Origin of the sequence: Corynebacterium tuberculostearicum (assembly GCF_022347385.1) — a bacterium.
Classification (GTDB): domain Bacteria; phylum Actinomycetota; class Actinomycetes; order Mycobacteriales; family Mycobacteriaceae; genus Corynebacterium; species Corynebacterium tuberculostearicum_M.
Window position 1 is genome coordinate 130,221 of sequence record NZ_JAKRDT010000006.1, and the last position, 20,647, is coordinate 150,867.

Sequence of the window (20,647 nt, forward strand, 5' to 3'; positions counted from 1 at the left end):
AATGCTCCTTAGTCGCAGGCGAGAATTGTCACTTCAGTCTAATCTAGCTCATCCGGGTCTTGGTTCAGCCCATAGCGCAAGGCCGCAATGACCCCCGGAGCTACCTGCGGGCCGCCGCGCAGCTGGATGTCATCTTCCGCGAACGGTCCGGCCGCTTCTAACTCCTCCTCGGTGGGGCGCAGCTGCAGCAATGTGGTTTCGATGCCTTCCTCGCGCAGCGCACCGGAATAAAGGCGCGCCGGGCGAGGGGAGGGGTCCTCGCTGGAGGTATCGCGGAACTTAATCTCTTGGGCCAAGATGACGCCGGCAACCTCTCGCGGCCAGGCCAGGCGGGAGACATAATCGGCCAGCTGCTCTGAACCAGGCTCAATGTTTTCGGGCACATTATCCTGCACGATGAGGGTAAGCGGTGCGGCGTCCTCTTCATCGAGCGCGGCAAGCTGATCGGCTACCAAGTGGGTGGGAACCAGCGCGAAGATGGTGGGGCGGGCGTCCCAGCCTTCGGCGTGGACGAATTCCACGGCTTCGGTCATCGCGCGGTTTAAAGCTGGCTGTGATAATTCGGGGGAACTCATGAACATCCTTATTCGTTATCTGTGTATTGCTTCCTTAAGCTGGAAGAAGTCTACAGGTTTTAAATTCGCACTAGTTGATTGGAGCTGGCGTTGTCCTTAGGGTCATCCACACCAGCCGCCCCGTTGAAGCGGCCCCCGCGGGTCGCGACAATCATTGCGGCCATCATTGCCGTCCTCTTGTTCTTTGGCCCCATGCTCGTGGGCATGTACACGGATTGGAGGTGGTTTGGTGCGATTGAATACCGGAACGTCTTCACCACCGCGATTATTGCGCGGATAGTCCTCTTTATCATCTTCGGTCTTGTGGCCGCTGCAGTGGTGTGGGCCGCCGGCTATTTTGCCTGGCGCGGGCGCCCGGATTCGCTCGACTTGGGAGACCTGAACTCGCCGGTGTATCAGTACCGCAAGTCCATTGAGAAGTCCATGGGTGTCTTCTTCAAGGTCATCCCCGCCATCGTGGGCATCATCGCCGGTTTCATCGGCCAGTCCAATTGGCGCACGGTGCTGCTCTTCCTCAACGGCCAGGAATTCGGCGAACAAGACGCCCAGTTCCACCACGACCTGGGTTTTTATGCCTTCACGTTGCCAGTTCTCAAGATGGTGGTTAGCACCCTGTCCATCTTGTTGATCCTGGCCTTCCTTATTGCGCTTTTCGGCCACTACGTGCTGGGCGGCATCCGCATTGGCAATAAGGCCGCCGGTGTGCGCGGCTCGATCTCCCACCCCGCTCGCCTGCAGCTGGCGATTACCGCCGGCCTGTGGATGGTAGTCCAGGTCATCGGCTACTGGTTGGAGCGCTATGAGCTGCTTAATACCCAGCACGACCTCTTTACCGGTGGTTCCTATACCGATATTCACGCCTACCTGCCGGCGAAGATCATCTTGATGATCATTGGCGTTTTTGTGGCCGTGGCCCTGTTTATGGCCGTTGTCATCAAGGACCTGCGCATCCCCGGCCTGGCCGTGGTGCTGATGCTGCTGTCCTCGCTGGTCATTGGCCAGGCATGGCCGCTGCTGATGGAGCGCTTTTCCGTACAGCCCAACCGCCAGGCTAAGGAAGAAGAATCCATCGCCCGCAATATCGAGGCCACCCGCTATGCCTATGGGCTCACTGATGACCACGTCACCTATGAAGACAACTGGGGCGGGGATGAAGTCTCCGATGACAAGGTGGCCTCTGATAACGCCACCATCAATAACCTCCGCCTGCTGGATCCGGAGATCCTTTCTCCTACCTTCACTCAGATGCAGCAGCTGAAGAACTTCTACGGCTTCCCAGAGACGCTGTCGATGGACCGCTACGAGATCGATGGCAAGAAGCGCGACTTCGTCGTCGCCGCCCGCGAGCTGGATCCGAACGAGCTGCGGGAGAACCAGTCGGACTGGATTAACCGCCACACCGTCTACACTCACGGCAACGGCTTCGTGGCAGCGCAGGCCAATAAGGTCGACGAGGTGGCCCGCGATGCAGGTTCCGCCCGCGGTGGCTTCCCCATCTTTACCGTGTCTGACCTACAGACTCAGGCCGGCGAGTCCGAGGGCGAAGGCGAAACTCAGGACGCAGAGAAATCCCTTGGCATTAAGGTTGATCAGCCGCGCATCTACTACGGCCCGGTCATTGCCGGCGCGGCCGACGGCATGGATTATGCGATTACCGGCAAGACCGGCGATAACCCGGTCGAGTATGACACCGATAGCTCCACCTACACCTATGACGGCAAGGGCGGCGTTGGCATCGGCAATATCTTTGACCGCACCATGTACGCCGCCAAGTATCGCGAGCTGAACTTCCTGCTCTCGGATCGCGTCGGCAGCGAGTCCAAGCTGCTGTATGACCGCGATCCGCGCGAGCGCGTGGAGAAGGTTGCTCCGTGGTTGACCACCGATTCTGCTACCTACCCGGCAGTGGTTGATGGCCGCCTGAAGTGGATTGTGGATGGCTATACCACTCTGGAATCCTTGCCTTACTCCCAGCGTGCCTCGCTTTCCGACGCCACCCAGGACACCCTCAACCCTGATGGCACCACCCAGCGCTTGGTCAATGACAAGGTCGGCTATATCCGCAACTCGGTCAAGGCCACCGTCGATGCCTATGACGGCACTGTGGACCTCTACGAGTTCGACAAGAATGACCCGGTGCTCAAGGCTTGGGAGGGTGTGTTCCCGGACGTCGTCAAGCCTGAGGCGGAGATCTCCGATGAGCTACGCGAGCACTTCCGCTACCCGGAGGATATGTTCAAGGTGCAGCGTGACCTGTTGGCCCGCTACCACGTGGATGACCCGAATGTCTTCTTCAATAACGATGCCTTCTGGTCCGTGCCGAATGACCCCACCGCGGAGGAATCCCGTCAGCTCAATCAGCCGCCGTACTACGTGATGGCCGCTGACCCGGAGACCGGCAAGCCGACCTTCCAGCTGACCACCTCCTACCGTGGCCTCAACCGCGAGTTCTTGTCTGCGCACATGGCCGTATCCTCCGAACCGGAAAACTACGGCGATATCACCGTGCGCGTGCTGCCCACCAATACACAGACCCAGGGCCCGAAGCAGGCACAGGATGCGATGATGTCCTCCGACCAGGTCGCCCGCGACCGCACCCTGTGGGAGGGCACCAACGACCTGCACAACGGCAACCTGCTAGCCCTGCCAGTAGGTGGCGGCGAAATCCTGTACCTCGAGCCGATTTACTCGCAGCGCAAGGACCAGGCCTCTGCCTTCCCGAAGCTGTTGCGCGTGCTCGTGTCCTATAAGGGCCGCGTGGGCTATGCCCCGACCATCGGCGATGCCCTCGAGCAGGTGGGAATCGACGCCAAGTCTGCCCAGAACATCGAGGAAGTTGACGGCGATTCCGAGGACAAGGACGGCGCCAAGGATGAGGAGAACAAGAAGGAGTCTAAGGACGATAAGCCTTCGGCTCCGGCTTCCGCTCCGTCTTCCTCCGACGAGGCGGGTGCCATCGATGACATCAACAAGGCCCTGAAGGGGCTTGAAGATGCGCGCGATGGCTCCTTCGAGGAATATGGTCGCGCCCTGGATGAGCTCGACAAGGCAGTCGAGTCCTACCAGTCGACGGAGAAGTAGTTCCGGCTTATAGTCGCAATGAATTAGGCACCTGCCCAGCGGATTTGGGTAGGTGCCTTTCCCTATGTATAGTTACATGAGTCGCCAGGACAGAGCGAATACACTTAGTGTTAACGTACTGTTCAAGCGCAGATGATGGAAGTCATCTCGACGCGGGGTGGAGCAGCTCGGTAGCTCGCTGGGCTCATAACCCAGAGGTCGTAGGTTCGAATCCTGCCCCCGCTACCAACTTCCAAGCCCCTACCAGTGGAAACGCTGGTAGGGGTCTCTTTCGTTTTATGCTGAAATCGCCATTTGGTGCACTAGGCTCAAAATCCTGCACCGCGCAATCCCGCAACCGGATCTGCGCTTCACAAAGAGATCACTGCAGTACAACGACGCGGATATGATGATTTTGCCAAGAATTTCGATCCTGACGTCGATACCTATACTTGGAACGACGTGAGAGCCATCGAGGTAAAGGCACACACCTCGGTCGGATTCAGCCAATCTGAAGCGGAAGCACTAACCGATTATGGTATCGAGCAGCTCAAGCAACAAGGCTTGTCTCAACCTACAAATATCCCGTGGAACCCTGGAGTGTTATAAGAGTGTTAACGCAGCCCACCAACGAACAGCTGACGCAATTTCAATCGGACCTCGAAGACGTCGTCACGCCAACCATTGAACAGCTTCACACGCGAATCCAGGAAACAGGGCCCCTGTCATCTGATGACGCAATCAGATTCGTTGCAGATATCACTGCGCTGACAATATTCGAGCTGGCCGAGCGACTTGACGGAAACGCTGACAAAACCGGCGCCCTCAGCTACAGGTTCGCTGCAGCAGAAGGAGAAGAAGTGCGCCTGCCTGCCGAAGTGCTCAGCGCCATCACTGGATGGCTTTCCGCTCCAAAGGATCGAAACCCCCTCGCCGGGAAGACCAGCCACCCGTACCCCTTCGACTTTTACGGAGCGAAAGACTATGCATAGCGATTCCGCACTGCTGCTCATCGGACGACTGTATGCGAAAGTTTACGACCAATCCATGGACTCGGATGCCGCCGAGCACCTCCACCATCTGTTGAGCAATGTTCATGACACCACCGCCATCGATGAGGCCATCTACGCCTACCAAGGCGAAATACTCGGCATCCTGCTGGATTCAGTGAATCAGTCCGACTCGCTCGAGTTGTACACGGCGAGTACGTCGCAGCGCGAGTCTCTCAACTTGGCCATCATCGCCCTCGAAGATACACCTCAGTCTACGGCGGCACTCGACGCAATTGCGCAGTTGGCGCAGGTTGAACCACCAGCTCCCGGCCAAGCCAAAATCGACATCCCCACGGAAAATCTCTCGAGCGACGCCCGAAAACTTTCAGCGCTCGGCCTCCACCAGGGCATCGCCATTTCGGTCCCGCATTTGGGCATTCCGATCTTGGAAGGCGACGAAACCACTGACATCTCCACCTCGTCTACCGTATTGGGCGAGCAACGTTACGCCTCTGCCAAAGCCGTACCTAAGTGGCTGACTCACTTGTCGGAGACTCCGTCCGCTGGCTTCGTTACGTACCAGAATTCGCAAGGCGAGACCCTCCAGGTCAAGTTCAATGCCAAGGGAAACTACTTCCCGCTTCTTCTCACGAACCATAACGGAGACCGCCACCTCGACAAACTACCGTCTGCGAGACAAGCCGAAAACCACATCGTGGCCTGGCTCGACAATTCACAATCACCGATCATCTAGCTGCCACTCAAAAGCGGTTTGGTTCTGTTTACTTTGGAGATAGAAAACTGGGGGCCTGACCCCCGACGTGTCTACTTTCCGGGGTCAGGCCCATGAATGTCATGCGCAGGCTAAAAACGGTGGCCTGATCAAGATAAACTGATTGGTAAGGAATTTGTTGTGAAAGAAAGAACGATCATTCCGGGAATACTTTTTGGAATTGTCTTGGGTGTCGTAACCCTTCATGGCGGAGTGCTCCTGTCCACATGGCTTCCAATACCTTTCGTTTTCTATGGGCTACCTCTACCTTCATTGGTGGTGTTGGGTGTATTAGCCATATCTGTCTACATGTTGAAAAAGGATCGGCTTAGCGACCGATCATGGCGTGCTTTTGCCTTCACATTCGCCGCGGCTTTCGTCGTATCCGCGTTCTTATGGGTGAGCACCATTTCTGGCTATGGAAACTTCGCATAGCCTATAGATATGGAACGGTTGTAAGGCCAATTACAGTTAGCCCCTCTAGATTGATGAACTGCTCCCCATTCGCCGATGAGGGCCATTTTCGTTTTCTTCGGCGGCCAGCGCCAATGGGCACGGCTTGCACTGGCTCTGGCTCAGGGCGCGCCGGTGCCGCTGCTCGACGAGCCTACGACCTTCCTCGATCCCGCCCACGCGATTAGTGTTTTGGAGCCCGTTCGCAAGCAAGCCCGCGCTGGTAAGGCAGTCGTTGTTGTGCTGCACGACCACATGTTGGCTGGTCAGTACTCCGACACCAGGGCGGTTATGAACAACGGCGAGGTCATAGCCCGGGGGACTCCCAAGGAAGCACTGCGGAAGGATATTTTAGCCGCAGCCTACGGTATCGATGTAGAAATCTGGGACGATCCTTTCAGCGACGCCCCCGTCATCGTTTCCCGCGCTGTGCTCAAGGGCTAGAGCATTCGAAAGATGAACACCAAAGACCGCAGTTTGGAGTTCGTTCGCAGAGGCTGTAGATGATCGTGGCTAGAGCGGATTTCGGTTTCCGCTCCTCACCGCTATCCCTCATGGAACTCATCCTGTGGCTGCATGGTCTGTCATGGAGAGGGAAGCAATCAGGCTCTAGACAGTAAACCCTTATAAAGCTAAGGTAAGCCTATGCAAAAGAAAGACTTCACTAAAACGCGTGCGGTTATCGCACTCGTAGCCACCTTAGCCCTAGGCGTGGGCCTTGCCGCGTGTTCTTCTGATTCTTCTCAGGGACTGGGTGAAGATAGGAAAATCGAGCGAGTTGTGGCGCTCGATTGGCGCTATGAGGAAATTCTCAAGGCCCTCGATGTGGACCCTGTGGGAATCGTAGAAATCGGCAAGTCGGAGGCACCAACTACTTTGAAGGGCCAGTTAGGTCAGGCGACCTCCGTGGGCCAAGCCAAGCAGCCGAACTTGGAGGTTATCCAGTCTTTGGAACCAGATCTGATTTTGGCTAGCCCTACCCGTCAAGCTGATATCATGCCGCAGCTGGAAGAGATTGCGCAGACGGAATCCTACCCAGATGAAACCTACTCGGACGTGCTGGACTCGATGGATGAGATCGCGGCCAAACTCGGCAAAGAGGAAAAGGCTAAAGACGTCCGTCAGCGCATCGAGGACAAGATTGCTCAGACCAAGGACACGGTAAAGCCGGGGAGTCGTGCGGTCGTGGCTGGCTGGTCCAGCGAGATGCTCTATACCTGGGTCAACCCCTCTTTCCCTCAGTCGCTACTGAGTAAAGTGGGCTATGACTACGCCTTCGAAGGTGAGAAGTCTTCCATCGAATCTAAGACTGATGTAGCGGAACTGACCGGCGATAAGCTCCCTGGAATGAAGGCTGACCGAGTCTTTATGTACAAGGACGTCGAAGCGTTTAAAAAGACGCCCTATGCCAAGGGCAGCGGTGACATCGTAGAGGTAGACCAAGATATCTGGTCGCGCGCTCGCGGGCCACTTTCCGCCGAGCATATGCTCGATGACATTATCGCCGCTGAAAAGTAGTGGCACCTCGAACTAAAGCCAGCGCCTGCTTGGTCCTTGCAACCGCTGCCGCTGCCTTTGTGTGGTGGTGGCGGCTCCGCCATGTTCAGGTGCCAGTTGATACCCCGTGGTTAGAAGAAGAGCTGCATAGCGTGGCTTTTGACCGTCTCCTTGCTACCACGGTGGTCGGTATTGCACTAGGTGTAGGTGGGTTATTGCTGCGCACGGCAACCGCGAATCCGCTCGCCGATCCGTCCATCACTGGTGTGAACTCCGGTGCGGCACTCGGCGCAGTCGCAACCGCAATGTTTTCTGGGAGCGAAACCTCGAGCGTTGACCAGCTGCCCGGTGCGCTGCTGGGTGCGGGGATTGCTGTGGGGGTGACGGTGGGCGTGGGCAAGAGCGGTGCGATCCAGCGCATGGTACTCGTGGGCGTTGCTGTTTCCGCGCTGTGTAGCGCCTTGACCTCCATTTTTCTGGTGATAGATGAAGCTCAACTGGCGACGGTGATGTCATGGCTCTCTGGCCGGCTTGCCGGTGTACGCCTAAGCGATATTATGCCCGCACTGGTCGCTGTGCTGGTCGTGGTTCCCTTGACCTTAGTCGGTGCGCAAACGCTGGACTTGCTCGTAGCCGGTGATGCCGTGGCCGGTGCTGTGGGGGCGAAGCCGGAGCGCATTCGGTTGGCTGCCATTGTGGAGGCGGTAGTGCTCATTGCTCCTTCGGTAGCCGCAACCGGGCCGATTGGATTTTTGGGGCTGATGGCCGCGACCGTAGCGTGGCGGGTGTGCGGCCCGCACCATCGCATGGGGCTGTGTGTGGCTGGAATTGTAGGAGCAGCGGTGCTTCTGGTGGCCGACTCGGTTGGGCAGGCAATCTGGGCGCCGGCCGAGACCCCAGTAGGCATCGTGACTTCTTTGGCTGGCATGCCCTTAGTGCTGTGGTCCGTCCATGCCCTAGGGAGGGGGAGGCATGCGGCATAAGAGATTTGTAGGGGTTCTGGTAGGGCTCATCCTGGCGTTGGTATTGAGCGCAGTTATCGGCATGGGCGTCGGTGCGGTGATGAAATCGCCGGGCGAGGTGACCACTGGCTTCTTTGCCGGAGATCCGCTCATCTGGAAGTACCGCGCACCGCGGATCTTGGTAGGTATTTGCGCGGGCAGTGCCATGGCTGTTTCTGGGTGTCTATTGCAGTCCGCGCTACGCAATCCTTTGGCCGCTCCAGATACGGTGGGTATTACCTCCGGCGGTGGACTCGCGGCCGTTGCGGTACTCATGGGAGTAGGCGCCCTGCCGGCCCACCTGCTGACCTTTATCGCCTTTATCGGCGCGTTGGCTGGAACTGGGGTGGTTCTCCTTTTTGCTGGACGCGGGGTAAGCGATCCGGTGCGCCTGCCCCTTACCGGGGTGGCGGTATCTTTCGGGCTGGGTGCCATCACTGAACTGCTCTTGGTGCGCGCCGCGCCAGAGGCTGGAGCGGCCATGACATGGCTGAAAGGTTCGCTTTACGCCCGCTCGCTTGGCGACGCCGCTATCGTCGCCCCCTTTATCCTTCTCGCCCTAACCATCGCGATGGTGGTGGCAAAGCACCTGGACATGCTCGCGCTGGATGATTCCACCATGGCCGGCATCGGAGTGAGCACCAAGATATGGCGCCTAATAGCAGTGGCCCTGGCCGTTATCCTTGGCGCCGCGGGAGTCGCCGCAGCCGGGGTCTTGGGTTTCGCCGGGCTCATCGTCCCGCATGCTGCCCGCTTGATTGTTGGTGCAAACCTGCGCCGGCAAATGCCCGTGGCGGCCCTAGGCGGTGCGGTCCTTGTGACTGTATGCGATACGTTCGGTCGCTGGGCCTTCGCCCCCACGGAAATCCCCGTCGGCGCGCTCATCGCGCTGATTGGCGCACCCTATTTCATTTTCCTATTGACTCGGCTGACCCGAGTGCGAAACGGAGGCTTGACATGACATTGACGTGTAGCGGATTAACCGTGGGCTACGGGGGTCCCGATGTGGTCAAAGAAGTAAATCTCCACTTAACTAGCGGACAAGTAACGGCTCTGATCGGGCCGAATGGCTGCGGCAAATCGACGCTTCTTAAAACACTGGGCCGCCAACTCACGCCCAGCGCAGGCGCGGTGTACCTCGGGGACCAAAAAATCAGTGAGTATTCCTCGCGTGCCTTTGCCCGTGAAGTTTCTTTTCTGCCACAACATCCCGTGGCCCCGGAAGGGGTATTAGTGCGCGACGTCATCGGTTACGGCCGCTATCCCTATACAGGAGCGCTAGCGACGATGCGGGCCGGAGATCATGCAGCGGTTGAGCGTGCTGCCTCGCGTGCTGGGGTGAGCGAGCTTCTCGATGCCTCCGCCGCAAACCTTTCCGGCGGTCAGCGCCAGCGTGTTTTCCTCGCCATGACCTTGGCCCAAGAAACACCAATTACCTTGCTTGACGAGCCGACTACTTACCTCGACCCTGCGCACCAACTGTCCATCTTGGAGCTCATCCGAGACCTCAATGGTGCCGGGACCACAGTGGTCATGGTGGTCCACGATATGGTCCACGCCGCGCGTTACGCCGATAGAATCGTAGCCATGCGTGAGGGACGCATTGTGGCCGAAGGGGTCACCGAGGAGGTGATGACTGCTGAACTCGTACGCGAAACCTTCCATGTTGAGTGTTTAGAGATGACTGATCCCTCCACCGGTCGACGCTTTCCCATACCCATTTCCGTGCACGCTCCTGAATTTTCTGGAACCCTAGAGGGGAGAAGATAAATCTATTTAAAGGAGTACGCAGCAATGGCGAATAACCTAGGCCACGAAGTTGACCTGGACCGCAACGAATACAAGTACCTGGCATCTGAGGACACTGTGTCTTCGGCAGCTAAGTCGGGCGCCTCCGCTCAGTCCGGCGCGGCTGCAGCGGGTGCAGGTGTTGCAGCGGCAGGCGCCGCGGGCGCAGCGGGCCTATCCACGCCGGTAGGCAAGCAGGCTGCGGATAATGCAGAATCCACCGCCAGCAAGTACGAGCCGCAGAATCACGTTGTCGCTGGCGCCGACGAAGAGCATGTAGGCTCTGCCTCCGAGCAGCCGGATCTGCAGGAGAAGCTGGACGAGGATAACTCTGACTACGCGCCAAGCCAGCACATTGTAGGCGGCGCGAAGGAAGAGCACATTGGTTCGGCTCCGCAGCAGCCGGATCTGCAGGAGAAGTTGGACGAGGATAACTCGGACTATGCACCGAGCCAGCACATCGTAGGTGGGGCACAGGAAGAGCACATCGGCTCCGCCCCGCAGCAGCCGGACCTGCAGGAGAAGCTGGACGAGGATAACTCGGACTACGCGCCAAGCCAGCACATCGTAGGTGAAGCAAACGAAGAGCGCGTTGCTACTGCGCCGAACCAGGACAACGTTAACGGTCAGCAGTCCTCTGAGCGCCTGGACCAGCTAAAGGGCAAGGCATCCGAGGCTGGTAGCGCCGTCGGCGATGCGTTCCAGCGCGCTAAGGGCTTCGTGGAGGACAAGGCACACGAGTACCAGGAGGAGTCCACGAAGAAGGGTGGCTTCTTTGACCGCGTCAAGGGCGCTGTGCGCGATGCGCGCGAGTCCATTGAGGACAAGCGCAAGAATTAACCAGCGCCGAGTTTAAGCCGCTTTCCCGGCGTCGGGGAGGCGGCTTTTGTCGTATATACAATCCTGCTAATCGTCCAAGGCGTGAAGGTAGAGTCGGCTAATCAGCAGGCGCCTTGGCACGTCCACAAGGGGGCGCAGGAAGGGGAGGAAGGGCTCGGAGGCGGCGTCGATAAGCAGCAGCGTGCGACCATCGCGCAGGCGCTCAAGGGTGAAGGTTTCCTCGCCGCGCTCGAGGTGTCCGGGGAGGGTGCCGTAGGTGAACCCGCAGCGGCCGTCTTCGTGGAAGACATCGACCACGCGACAGCGAAAATCCCACGGGCCGAGGCCCATGGTGACCTCCGCACCGAGCTCCACCACCTCATGGGTGGGCCGCACGCGGAAAAGGCCGCTGCGTTGGATTGACCAGCGGAAAAGCCGGTGCGCGGCGGTATCAAAATCAGCGTCGATGACTCGTGACATGTGCAGCTGCGGGAAGCCAGAGGTATCGGAATAAGACAGCGGTGTGACCATGCGCCCAATGATAGGGGAGGGGTGATTACCCCCGAATTCTGGAAGAAATATAACGGCTTGGACACAGTCACAGGAGTTTGCTGATTCCACAATTTTTTCGTGCCAGTATCGAGTTTGCACGATGTTGACAACTGAAAGTAGGTACCTTGATGCTTCGCATACCGCACCTTAAGAAAGTCCTGGTGGGCTCGGCTTTCGCTGGTGCGTTTTTCCTAGGCTCCCCGGCCGCAGGCGCCCAGGAATTGCCCCAACCGGATTTCGATTCCGCAGGGATTATTGACCAGGTCCGAGATGGCCTGGCTGGGGTAGGCATCCAAACCCCGCAGGTGGATAAGAACGTCACCGACGCCGTGGATTCCTCTGTGCGCAACGCGCAGCAAGCCGTGCAGCACACGGCGCAGCAGGCACAGTACGCGGAGCCGATGACCAACCCGAATCCCATCGGCCTAGCGGAGCAGGCCACCCAGCCGGAGTTTAAGCCGCAGGGAACCAATCCAAACTATAAGTGGAAAAATGATGGATTTTCCAAGGTAGCTGCGGGCAAGCCACAGGCTGACTACGTGCTGCACCGCGTGCCGGGCTCGTTCTTTGATGCCCCACGCATTCCAGAAGAATCTGTTGCGGCTATGAATGAGGGCGAGTCGCTTTATGGCCCCGGCACCCCGGTTTATGTCGATGAGAAGATGATGTGCACCCTGACTGTGGCGGGCAACGATAATGCTGGCCGCAAGGTTGGGCTTACCGCTGCGCACTGCGGCAACGTGGGGGATTCGGTCACCTCCGCCGATTCGGAGCAGATTGGCCCAACCGGCACCGTGGTGTCCAAGAATGAAGACTTGGATTACGCCGTCATCGAGTTCGGCTCTAAGGCCAAGGTATCCCGCTCCTATAATGGTGTGACCGTCAACGAGTTGGGCGGTGGCGTTAAGCCGGGGCAGCAGGTGTGCAAGCAGGGTGTTGCCACCGGGAAGACCTGCGGCATGACCTATCAGCAGGAAAAGAAAATTCAGGTTAACCAGGTATGCGCCATGATGGGCGATTCCGGTGCACCGTTGTTGGTCAACGGCCGACTCATTGGTTCGATTACCGGCGGTTTCCTGCCGGTGAATTTCCCGTGCCGCACCCCGCTGCAGGGTCCGGTGCATAACCCAACCGCCGCAAACACCATGGATGCAGTCTTGGCGGATATGAACCGCCGCGGTGGCGTAGGTGCTGGTTTTACATTGCCTGAGGACTAGCCTCGCCAATCCTTTTGCCCGCTTTCCCAGCCTTGGGGAGCGGGCTTTGTGCATCTTTGGCTGGTGCTAATAACCACAGCCAGTGGGGTATAGCGTGAATTACTTGCGAGCCCTATCCAGAAGCCAGTCAGAGAGCCGCGCGATAGTGCAGCCGTCCTTATTGTCACGCACCCGCCGCTAACCCGGATGCGAAACGCTGGGCGGCAGGTGCGTGTTACTTCAGCTGCGGAGAAATCCCTAGCGCTGCAGTGCGGCTAGGGCGTGCTTGTGGAGCAGGCCGTTGGAGGCGACGCCGGATCCGCCGTGTGGGCCGGGGTTTCCGTCCAGATCCGTGAACGTACCGCCGGCCTCGGTCACGATGAGGGAGGGCGCGGCGAGGTCCCACAAGGACACCTCGGGTTCGGCGGCGATGTCTACCGCACCTTCGGCCACGAGGCAGTAGGACCAGAAATCGCCATAGCCGCGCAGGCGCCAGGTCTTGTCCGTGAGTGCGAGGAACTGATCGCGCAGGCCGCGTTCGGCCCATCCGGTCAGCGAGCTCATGGCCAGCGAAGAATCGGCGAGCTTTTCCACGTGGGATACGCTCAAGCGCTTCGGCTCGCCGCCGAAAACGCGGAAGGCACCAGCGCCCTTGGCTGCATACCACCGGCGGCGCAGGGCGGGTGCGGAAACAACCGAGACTACCGGTTCGCCATCTTCCAAAAGGGAGATGAGCGTGGCCCATACGGGGACGCCACGCACGAAGTTCTTGGTGCCGTCGATGGGATCGATGACCCACTGGCGGCCCTTATAGCAGGCCTCGCCGCCGTATTCCTCGCCCAGCACTTCATCGCGCGGGCGGGAGCGCTTAAGGGATTCGCGGATTTGCTTCTCACAGGTGAGATCCGCATCCGATACGGGAGACATATCTGGCTTTTCCTTGACGGAAAGGTCCGAGGCCTCGAAACGATGCATGGTCACTACATCGGCATGGCCCGCCAGCTCGAGCGCGAGGCCCAAGTCTTCTTTGAACTTACCCACGGAGCCAATCCTCCATCTGATCCACTACCTGTTTATTGCCGGCCAGGCACCATTCGACGCCGCCGGCTTCTACCTTGCGGGCAGCACCGCCGGCCGCCTCCACGAGGGCCTTGCCGGGGAACCAATCCCAATCCGCCACCGAATGCTGCATCCATGCGCCCCATGTGCCATCGGCCACGGAGGACAGGTCAACAGAACCGGCACCGAGCATACGGACTGTAGCAAAGTTTTCCGCCACGCGCTGCCATGCCCCGCGGATATCCGCATCCACCAGCGAGGTTGGGTGCAGATACGTGGATAGTGAAATCTGCTCGGCCGGCTTCTCCTCTAGGCGAGCTACCTCTTTCCCGTCGAGGGAAGTGGGGTAGTCCCGGCCGCCGAACCAGGTATAGCCCATGGCGGGGCGGTGGACGGCGCCGAGGGTGATCCCGGTGGCGTCGGTAAGCGCGAGCGCAGAGCACCAATAATCGGAGCCGGAAGAGAAGTTGTAGGTGCCATCGACCGGGTCAATGACCCAGGTGCGGCCGGACTGGGACTCGCGGGCCGCACCCTCTTCGCCGAGGATGCCGTCTTCCGGGCGCACGGCCTCGAGCACGCCCGCAACGAAGCGCTCGGCCGCCCTGTCCGCATCCGTAACAACGTCCGAGATAGAAGTCTTTTGCTCTACGTCGACGCCCATCTCGCGCAGGCGCCAGGCCAGGCGGCCGGCGTTATAGACAAGGGCCTGCGCTAGGTGCGCATCCCCGTCATCCGCGTGCGCGACAATGAAGGTCTTGATGACCGCGTCGATCATCTCCTGCAAGCTCGGCTTTTGATCCATGCCCACCATTGTCACCCTAAACGCGGCCGATGGCTAATTATGCCGGCCGGGTGGGTAGGATTGGGGCCTATGCGTCCCGAAGTAACAGCACGGCTCAAGCAATTGGAAACCACCCTGACCACCATCGAGAAGGTCATGGACCCGGAGGCTTTGGCTGCCCGCATTCGGGAACTAGAGGCCCAAGCCGGCGACCCGTCCCTGTGGGATGACCCCGCCCATGCGCAACAGGTCACCTCCGAGCTTTCCGCAGCGCAGGCTAAGGTTCGCAAGCTGGAATCGCTGCGCGGGCGACTGGAGGACATGCCCGTGATGTACGAACTCGCGGAAGAAGAAGGGGATACCTCCCTGGCGGATGATGAGCTTGATTCCCTGGAATCTGCCATCGAATCGCTGGAGGTCACCACCATGCTTTCTGGTGAGTATGACCCGCGTGAGGCGGTTATCAATATCCGCTCTGGCGCCGGCGGTGTGGACGCGGCCGACTGGGCCGAGATGCTCATGCGCATGTACACGCGGTGGGCGGAAAAGCACGGTCACAAGGTGGATGTCTATGACATCTCCTATGCGGAAGAAGCAGGCATCAAGTCTGCGACCTTTGTGGTCCACGGAGAATACATGTATGGCCAGCTCTCCGTGGAGCAGGGTGCGCACCGCCTGGTGCGCATCTCGCCCTTTGATAACCAAGGGCGGCGCCAGACGTCCTTCGCAGAGGTAGAGGTGCTTCCGGTGGTGGAGCAGACTGACTCGATTGAGGTGCCGGATTCAGAGGTGCGCGTCGATGTCTATCGTTCTTCTGGTCCAGGCGGCCAGTCTGTCAATACCACCGACTCGGCGGTGCGCCTGACCCACATTCCCACCGGCATTGTGGTGACCTGCCAGAACGAAAAGTCGCAGATTCAAAATAAGGCCTCGGCCATGCGCGTGCTGCAGGCAAAGCTGCTGGAGCGCAAGCGGCAGGAGGAACAAGCTGAGCTCGATGCGTTGGGCGCCGGTGGCAACGCCTCTTGGGGCAACCAGATGCGCTCCTACGTGCTGCACCCGTATCAGATGGTTAAAGACTTGCGTACCAATTTTGAGGTGGGCGATCCCTCCAAGGTGCTCGATGGCGATATCGATGGCTTCCTGGAATCCGGCATCCGCTGGCGCATGCAGCAACAAGACGATCAAGCTTAGGTCCATACTGATCGGGCTGAATTGAACGCGAAAAGGCCGAACTGAGGGGAGAAATTCCTCAGTTCGGCCTGATCTCTATGGACCTAACCCGCGTAGTCCATCGGTGCGCCCGGTCCCAGCGGAATGCCGATGAGATACCAGATGACGAAGAAGGCGAACCAACCCACGATCATGCAGAGGGAGTAGGGCAGCGCCAGCGACATCAAAGTTCCCACGCCTGCTGGCTTGTAATAGCGCTGCAGGAAGGTCAGCGCCAAGGCGAAGTAGGGCGACATCGGCGTGATGATATTCGTTGGGGAGTCACCGATACGGAAGAGCATCTGGGAGACCTCAGGCGAGACGCCCACATACATCATCATCGGCACGATGACCGGGGCCATCAGGGCCCACTGGGCGGAACCGGAGGTGATGAAGAGGTTAAGCAGTGCGACCATGGCCACCAGTGCGGCGAACATGACCAGCGGCGGCAGGGACCAGTGCTGGAGCAGCTCGGAGCCCTTAATCGCAGTCCACACGCCCAAGTTCGACCACTCGAACCAGGCCAGGAACTGGGCGACGGCGAAGAAGAGGACCAGCATGGGAACGAGGGTCTCGATGCCCTTGGCCATAAACTCCGGAACATCAGCAAAAGACTTCACGGTGCCTGCCACCAAGCCGTAGACGATGCCGCATACCAAGAACGCCAGGGCAATTGGCACCGCGATGGCGCTAATGAGCGGCGACTCCATGAAGCTATCCCCCTGGCTTGCCAGTGGGGAGCCGGGGATAAAGAGCAAGGCAAAGAAGGCAGCCAGGAAGAGCACCAGCGCGATGCCGGAAGCAATCAGACCACGCTGCTCGTTGGGCTTGATGCGCATCGCCTCTTCATCATCGGTGAAGTCGTACTCCTCACCCTCCTCTGCATTCGCGCCGGCCCCACCGGCGGCCTTGGAAAAGGACACCTCTTCGTAATTGATGTGGTCGTGGTCCACCAGCTCGCGGGCCTTTTTGACCATGAGGAATTCCGTGACCGCGGTAATGATGAGCGAGAGCACGATGGCGGATGGGATGACAAAGAAGATATTGGCCAGCGGGCTGACTTCATATTCTGGGTCCACAAACTGTGCGGCCGGGGTAGAAATGCCCGCCAGCAGGAGATCGGTGATATTGAGAATCAGCGAGGCATTAAAGCCGGCTGACGATGCCGCAAAGGCCACCATCGCGCCCACGATGGGGGAGCGGCCCACGGCGTGGAAGGCCATTGCGCCCAGCGGAATCAGAATGACGTAGATGGCGTCGGAAGCTACGGAGCCGGTCACGCCGGCCAGCGCCACAACGAAGGTCAGCATTTTCGCGCTGACCTTAGTCACCATCGCGCGCACCAAAGCGGAAAGCAGGCCAGACTGCTCCGCCACGGCCACGCCGAGCATTACGGCAAGGATGACGCCGAGCGGCGGGAAGCTGGTGAAGTTCTCCACTGCATCAGTAACCATGCGCGAGATATTCTCGGTGGTCAGCAGGGATTCGACTTCGATGGTATCGCCGGTCTTGGGGTCCTCGGCGGTCATGCCGACGAGGTGTCCTAGCCACGAGGTCACAGCGACGATGGCTGCGAGGATGACGAAGAGCCAGAATGGATCCGGCAGCTTATTGCCAATCTTTTCTACAGTGCCCAGGAAGCCGCTTGCAGAACGTGGTTTTTCTTTAGTTTCGGTTTCGGCCATTGTATCGGCACTTTCTGTCGATCGCTCGGAACAAATTAGTGTCTTAGACCACATTACTTAAATACAGTTCACAGCGTGGTGTCAACTTTAGTTGCTACAGTGATTCGCGTGATTAGATTCGACAACGTGACTAAGGCTTACTCCGCCGAGTCTCGCCCAGCGCTCGACGGGGTGTCCTTCGAGATTGCGGATGGCGAATTCGCCTTCCTCATTGGCCCGTCTGGCTCCGGTAAGTCCACCTTCCTGGAGCTCATGGTGCGCTATAGCAACGTGACCAAGGGCGATATTTATTTCGATGATTTCCATGTCAATGAGCTTTCGGGCAAGCAGATCAACGCGCTGCGTCAGTCCATTGGTTATGTATTCCAGGACTTTCGCCTGCTTCCCAAGCTGACGGTGTATCAAAACGTGGCCTTTGCGCTGGAGGTTATTGGCAAGAGCAAGTACCGCATCTCCACCTCGGTCCCGCAGGTTTTAGACTTGGTGGGCCTAGAGGATCGCCGCGATGCGTATCCGCACGAGCTTTCCGGTGGCGAGCAGCAGCGCGTGGCCATTGCGCGCGCCGTGGTCAATCGGCCGAAGCTGCTGCTTGCCGACGAACCCACGGGCAACCTCGATCCCTCCACCGCCGACGAGATCATGGACTTGCTGCTGGGCATCAACCGCCGTGGCACCACCGTGGTGATGTCCACCCACAATGCCCGCGCCGTCAATAGGGCACGCAAACGCGTACTGGAGCTGCGCAATGGAGTCCTCGTGCGCGACGAGCACGAGGCGATGTATGAGGGGGAAGCATGAAGCTAGGGTTTATTTTTCGCGAGGCCACCAAGGGACTCGGCCGCAACCTGACCATGACGATCGCCATGATCATTACCACCGCCATTGCGGTAGGCCTCGTTGTCGCCGGCATCATGGTGACCAACCTGACCAAGGACACCAAGGAGATCTACCTTGACCGCGTCGAGGTCATGGTGCAGCTCAATGAGGATATTTCCGCCGGTGACCCGGATTGTGCAACTCCCGCCTGTGCGGACCTCAAAAAGCAACTCGACGCGGATGATTCCGTCGAGTCCGTGGAATACCGTAACCGCGCGGAATCCTATGAGCGGTTCAAGGAACTCTTCCAAGACACCGACCCCGTCATGGTGGAACAAACCTCGCCCGACGCACTGCCGGCAGCGTTCCACGTGCGCCTGAAGGATCCAGAAGACGCTTCTGCGATCGATGCGATTAGGGATAATCCGGCGGTAGAGGTTGTTGTCGACCAGCAGCAGGAAGTGCGCGATGCCGCAAGCAACCTGGACTCCATCCGTAACGCCACCTTTGTGCTGGCCATCGTGATGTCCGTGGCGGCCATCTTCTTGGTGGCCAATATGGTGCAAATTGCCGCGTTCCACCGCACCCGCGAAACGGAAATCATGCGCATGGTGGGCGCAAGCCGGTGGATGACGCAGGCGCCGTTCGTAGTGGAGGCCGTACTGGCCTCGCTCATCGGCGTGGTCTTGGGTGGCGCCGGGATTTTCCTGGGCAAATCCCAAGTGGTGGACCCATCCCTGCAAGGGCTGTATGAATCCCAGCTGCTCGCCCCCATGAAGTCCGGCGACCTCTGGATTGCCCTGCCTCTCGTGGGCTTGCTGGCGCTGGTGGTCACCGCCGTCACAGCACATATCGCCCTGCGGTCCTATGTGCGCAAATAGCCCGTTTGCCGGGCCGGCTAAAAGGGCACTACACTGCCATAATTATGGCTAAGAAGGGCAAGAAGAATAAGAAGGCGGCGTCCGGCGAAGCAACGCTCGCTACCAACCGCCGGGCCCGGCATGACTACAAGATCCTCGAGGAATACGAGTGTGGCATCGTCCTGCTCGGCACCGAGATCAAATCCCTGCGGGAGGGAAAAATCTCGCTCAATGATGCCTTCGCTACCATCGATGATGGCGAGGTATACCTGCGCAACCTGCACATCCCGGAATATTCCATGGGCTCGTGGACGAACCACAGCCCGCGGCGCACCCGCAAGCTTTTGCTGCACCGCCGCGAGATCGACAAGCTCTACGGGCAGGTGCGCAACGGCAATAAGACCTTGGTTCCGCTCAAGGTCTACCTCAAGAATGGCTACGCCAAGCTTTCGCTCGCGCTGGCCCAAGGTAAGCAGGACTATGACAAGCGAGAGGATATTAAGCGTCGCGACCAAGACCGCGAGATTTCTCGCGAGCTCGGCCGTCGCGTGAAGGGGATCAATGTTTAAGACGGCAAAGGTTCACGACGTAGTTAAGGGCGAGGACACCATCGATGGCGCGGGGGTGCTGGTGGATCGGATGTGGCCCCGGGGCGTCGCCAAGAGCGATTTAGCCTACGATGAGTGGTTCAAGGACGTCGCGCCGAGCCCCGAGCTGCGCAAGTGGTGGAACCACGACGAAGATCGCTTCGACGAGTTTGCCCGCCGCTACAAGGCCGAGCTTGATGACAATGACTCCGACGAGCTCGCCCAGCTGCGTGCGCTTGCCGACGCCACCCTCCTCTTCGCCGCCGCCAACCGCACGGTCAACCATGCGGTCGTCCTCAAGGAGTGGTTAGAGGAGCACTTGAGGAAATAAAAGCGGGTGGGGTAGTGTTGAACGAACCGTAGGGAAGACGCACTATCCCGTCCCTACAGCATGGGGTTGATTTGGTTTCGACTTCGTGCACTGCGCCAGGGGAAGCGTGCCGGTGCAGGCTAACGACCACCGTATAAGCGTCGTAGCAACCAATAAACGCAGAGAAGAACTCTCAGCGTGACTACGCCCTCGCTGCCTAATTACAGCGACGCGTGTCTGTCAGCCTAGGTTTCGTTCCTGACCTAGAACCTGGCATCGACTAAGGAACTAGCCGGCTGGCCGGGTCATCAGGACCAGTCGGGACTCTTACTGGTGACTGGGCCCATCATCCGGACGTGTTCGCCCGATCCGGAGGGCCGAGCAGAGATTCTGTGCGGACTGCGCACGGAGAAGCCCTGGCAAGGTGACGAAGGACCCGGGTTCAATTCCCGGCAGCTCCACCGGTAGGCCCCCGAGAAATCGGGGGCCTTTTTCCATGCAATGGCTTTTAGGGTTAAACGACAAAATGTGTTGTTTTCCGGCGTGTCGGGGTAAACGACATTTTGTGTTGGTGGACTGCGTGGTTTAGGGCACGTGGCCTTTGCGTATTCCCATAGAGTGGTTGTAGGCAC

The 20,647-nt window shown here is 59.0% G+C and carries 20 protein-coding genes, 1 tRNA gene and 1 other RNA gene; 17 read left to right on the forward strand and 5 right to left on the reverse strand.

Going from position 1 to position 20,647, the window contains the following annotated elements; all coding sequences use genetic code 11:
• Window positions 1-38: 38 nt before the first annotated feature.
• The gene (locus MHK00_RS05145; RefSeq protein ID WP_005322346.1) at window positions 39-575 is read right to left on the reverse strand and encodes a PPA1309 family protein; all 537 of its coding nucleotides are present in this window, start codon (window positions 573-575) and stop codon (window positions 39-41) included.
• A gap of 123 nt (window positions 576-698) precedes the next feature.
• On the opposite strand from MHK00_RS05145, the gene MHK00_RS05150 reads away from it, so the two are divergent.
• From MHK00_RS05150 to MHK00_RS05195, 10 genes are all read left to right on the forward strand, one after another.
• Window positions 699-3,656: a UPF0182 family protein gene (locus MHK00_RS05150; protein WP_250410771.1), complete on the forward strand. Its 2,958-nt coding sequence runs from the start codon at window positions 699-701 to the stop codon at window positions 3,654-3,656.
• 151 nt (window positions 3,657-3,807) lie between these two features.
• Window positions 3,808-3,884: transfer RNA gene (locus MHK00_RS05155), tRNA-Met, on the forward strand.
• A gap of 362 nt (window positions 3,885-4,246) precedes the next feature.
• On the forward strand, window positions 4,247-4,627 hold the full coding sequence (locus tag MHK00_RS05160; protein ID WP_086589235.1) for a hypothetical protein: 381 nt from the start codon (window positions 4,247-4,249) through the stop codon (window positions 4,625-4,627).
• Window positions 4,620-5,381, forward strand: a complete 762-nt coding sequence (locus tag MHK00_RS05165; protein ID WP_250410755.1) for a hypothetical protein — start codon at window positions 4,620-4,622, stop codon at window positions 5,379-5,381. Before MHK00_RS05160 ends, MHK00_RS05165 begins: the two co-directional genes overlap by 8 nt.
• Window positions 5,382-5,909: 528 nt before the next feature.
• Window positions 5,910-6,296, forward strand: a complete 387-nt coding sequence (locus tag MHK00_RS05170; protein ID WP_394286743.1) for an ATP-binding cassette domain-containing protein — start codon at window positions 5,910-5,912, stop codon at window positions 6,294-6,296.
• 201 nt (window positions 6,297-6,497) lie between these two features.
• Entirely contained in the window at window positions 6,498-7,370 is an 873-nt protein-coding gene (locus MHK00_RS05175; RefSeq protein ID WP_250410756.1) for an ABC transporter substrate-binding protein, read from the forward strand.
• A 29-nt stretch (window positions 7,371-7,399) separates the two neighbouring features.
• Window positions 7,400-8,332, forward strand: a complete 933-nt coding sequence (locus tag MHK00_RS05180) for a FecCD family ABC transporter permease (protein ID WP_250410757.1) — start codon at window positions 7,400-7,402, stop codon at window positions 8,330-8,332.
• Window positions 8,322-9,311: a FecCD family ABC transporter permease gene (locus tag MHK00_RS05185; RefSeq protein ID WP_250410758.1), complete on the forward strand. Its 990-nt coding sequence runs from the start codon at window positions 8,322-8,324 to the stop codon at window positions 9,309-9,311. Before MHK00_RS05180 ends, MHK00_RS05185 begins: the two co-directional genes overlap by 11 nt.
• A complete protein-coding gene (locus MHK00_RS05190) occupies window positions 9,308-10,120 on the forward strand; it encodes an ABC transporter ATP-binding protein (protein ID WP_250410759.1) in 813 nt (270 codons plus the stop codon). Before MHK00_RS05185 ends, MHK00_RS05190 begins: the two co-directional genes overlap by 4 nt.
• 24 nt (window positions 10,121-10,144) lie before the next feature.
• Complete coding sequence (locus tag MHK00_RS05195) at window positions 10,145-10,978, forward strand: kinesin (protein WP_250410760.1); 834 nt, start codon at window positions 10,145-10,147, stop codon at window positions 10,976-10,978.
• Window positions 10,979-11,044: 66 nt separating this feature from the next.
• On the opposite strand, the gene MHK00_RS05200 is transcribed toward MHK00_RS05195, so the two are convergent.
• Window positions 11,045-11,488: a DUF1990 family protein gene (locus MHK00_RS05200; protein WP_250410761.1), complete on the reverse strand. Its 444-nt coding sequence runs from the start codon at window positions 11,486-11,488 to the stop codon at window positions 11,045-11,047.
• 149 nt (window positions 11,489-11,637) lie between these two features.
• Here MHK00_RS05200 and MHK00_RS05205 point away from each other — a divergent pair, with 149 nt between their 5' ends.
• Complete coding sequence (locus MHK00_RS05205) at window positions 11,638-12,726, forward strand: trypsin-like serine protease (protein ID WP_250410762.1); 1,089 nt, start codon at window positions 11,638-11,640, stop codon at window positions 12,724-12,726.
• 237 nt (window positions 12,727-12,963) lie between these two features.
• Here MHK00_RS05205 and hisN read toward each other — a convergent pair whose 3' ends face one another.
• Window positions 12,964-13,746, reverse strand: a complete 783-nt coding sequence (hisN, locus tag MHK00_RS05210) for a histidinol-phosphatase (RefSeq protein ID WP_250410763.1) — start codon at window positions 13,744-13,746, stop codon at window positions 12,964-12,966.
• A complete protein-coding gene (locus MHK00_RS05215) occupies window positions 13,739-14,575 on the reverse strand; it encodes an inositol monophosphatase family protein (protein ID WP_005322319.1) in 837 nt (278 codons plus the stop codon). The genes hisN and MHK00_RS05215 overlap by 8 nt, the downstream gene beginning before the upstream one ends.
• Before the next feature lie 60 nt (window positions 14,576-14,635).
• Between MHK00_RS05215 and prfB the strand changes: the two genes are divergently transcribed.
• Window positions 14,636-15,739: a peptide chain release factor 2 gene (prfB, locus tag MHK00_RS05220; protein ID WP_250410764.1), complete on the forward strand. Its 1,104-nt coding sequence runs from the start codon at window positions 14,636-14,638 to the stop codon at window positions 15,737-15,739.
• Window positions 15,740-15,822: 83 nt separating this feature from the next.
• On the opposite strand, the gene MHK00_RS05225 is transcribed toward prfB, so the two are convergent.
• Entirely contained in the window at window positions 15,823-17,442 is a 1,620-nt protein-coding gene (locus tag MHK00_RS05225) for an AbgT family transporter (protein WP_250410765.1), read from the reverse strand.
• Between the two features lie 108 nt (window positions 17,443-17,550).
• Between MHK00_RS05225 and ftsE the strand changes: the two genes are divergently transcribed.
• The 5 genes from ftsE to ssrA all read left to right on the forward strand — a co-directional run bounded on the left by ftsE (window position 17,551) and on the right by ssrA (window position 20,479).
• Window positions 17,551-18,240 (forward strand): cell division ATP-binding protein FtsE, encoded by a 690-nt coding sequence (ftsE, locus tag MHK00_RS05230; RefSeq protein WP_150851432.1) that lies wholly within the window; start codon window positions 17,551-17,553, stop codon window positions 18,238-18,240.
• On the forward strand, window positions 18,237-19,139 hold the full coding sequence (gene ftsX / locus MHK00_RS05235) for a permease-like cell division protein FtsX (RefSeq protein ID WP_250410766.1): 903 nt from the start codon (window positions 18,237-18,239) through the stop codon (window positions 19,137-19,139). Before ftsE ends, ftsX begins: the two co-directional genes overlap by 4 nt.
• Window positions 19,140-19,183: 44 nt before the next feature.
• Window positions 19,184-19,687, forward strand: coding sequence for an SsrA-binding protein SmpB (gene smpB, locus MHK00_RS05240; RefSeq protein WP_005322310.1), 504 nt, complete (start codon window positions 19,184-19,186; stop codon window positions 19,685-19,687).
• Window positions 19,680-20,036, forward strand: coding sequence for a DUF488 domain-containing protein (locus tag MHK00_RS05245; RefSeq protein ID WP_250410767.1), 357 nt, complete (start codon window positions 19,680-19,682; stop codon window positions 20,034-20,036). Before smpB ends, MHK00_RS05245 begins: the two co-directional genes overlap by 8 nt.
• Before the next feature lie 62 nt (window positions 20,037-20,098).
• Window positions 20,099-20,479, forward strand: a transfer-messenger RNA (tmRNA) gene (gene ssrA, locus MHK00_RS05250).
• The last annotated feature ends 168 nt before the right edge of the window (window positions 20,480-20,647 follow it).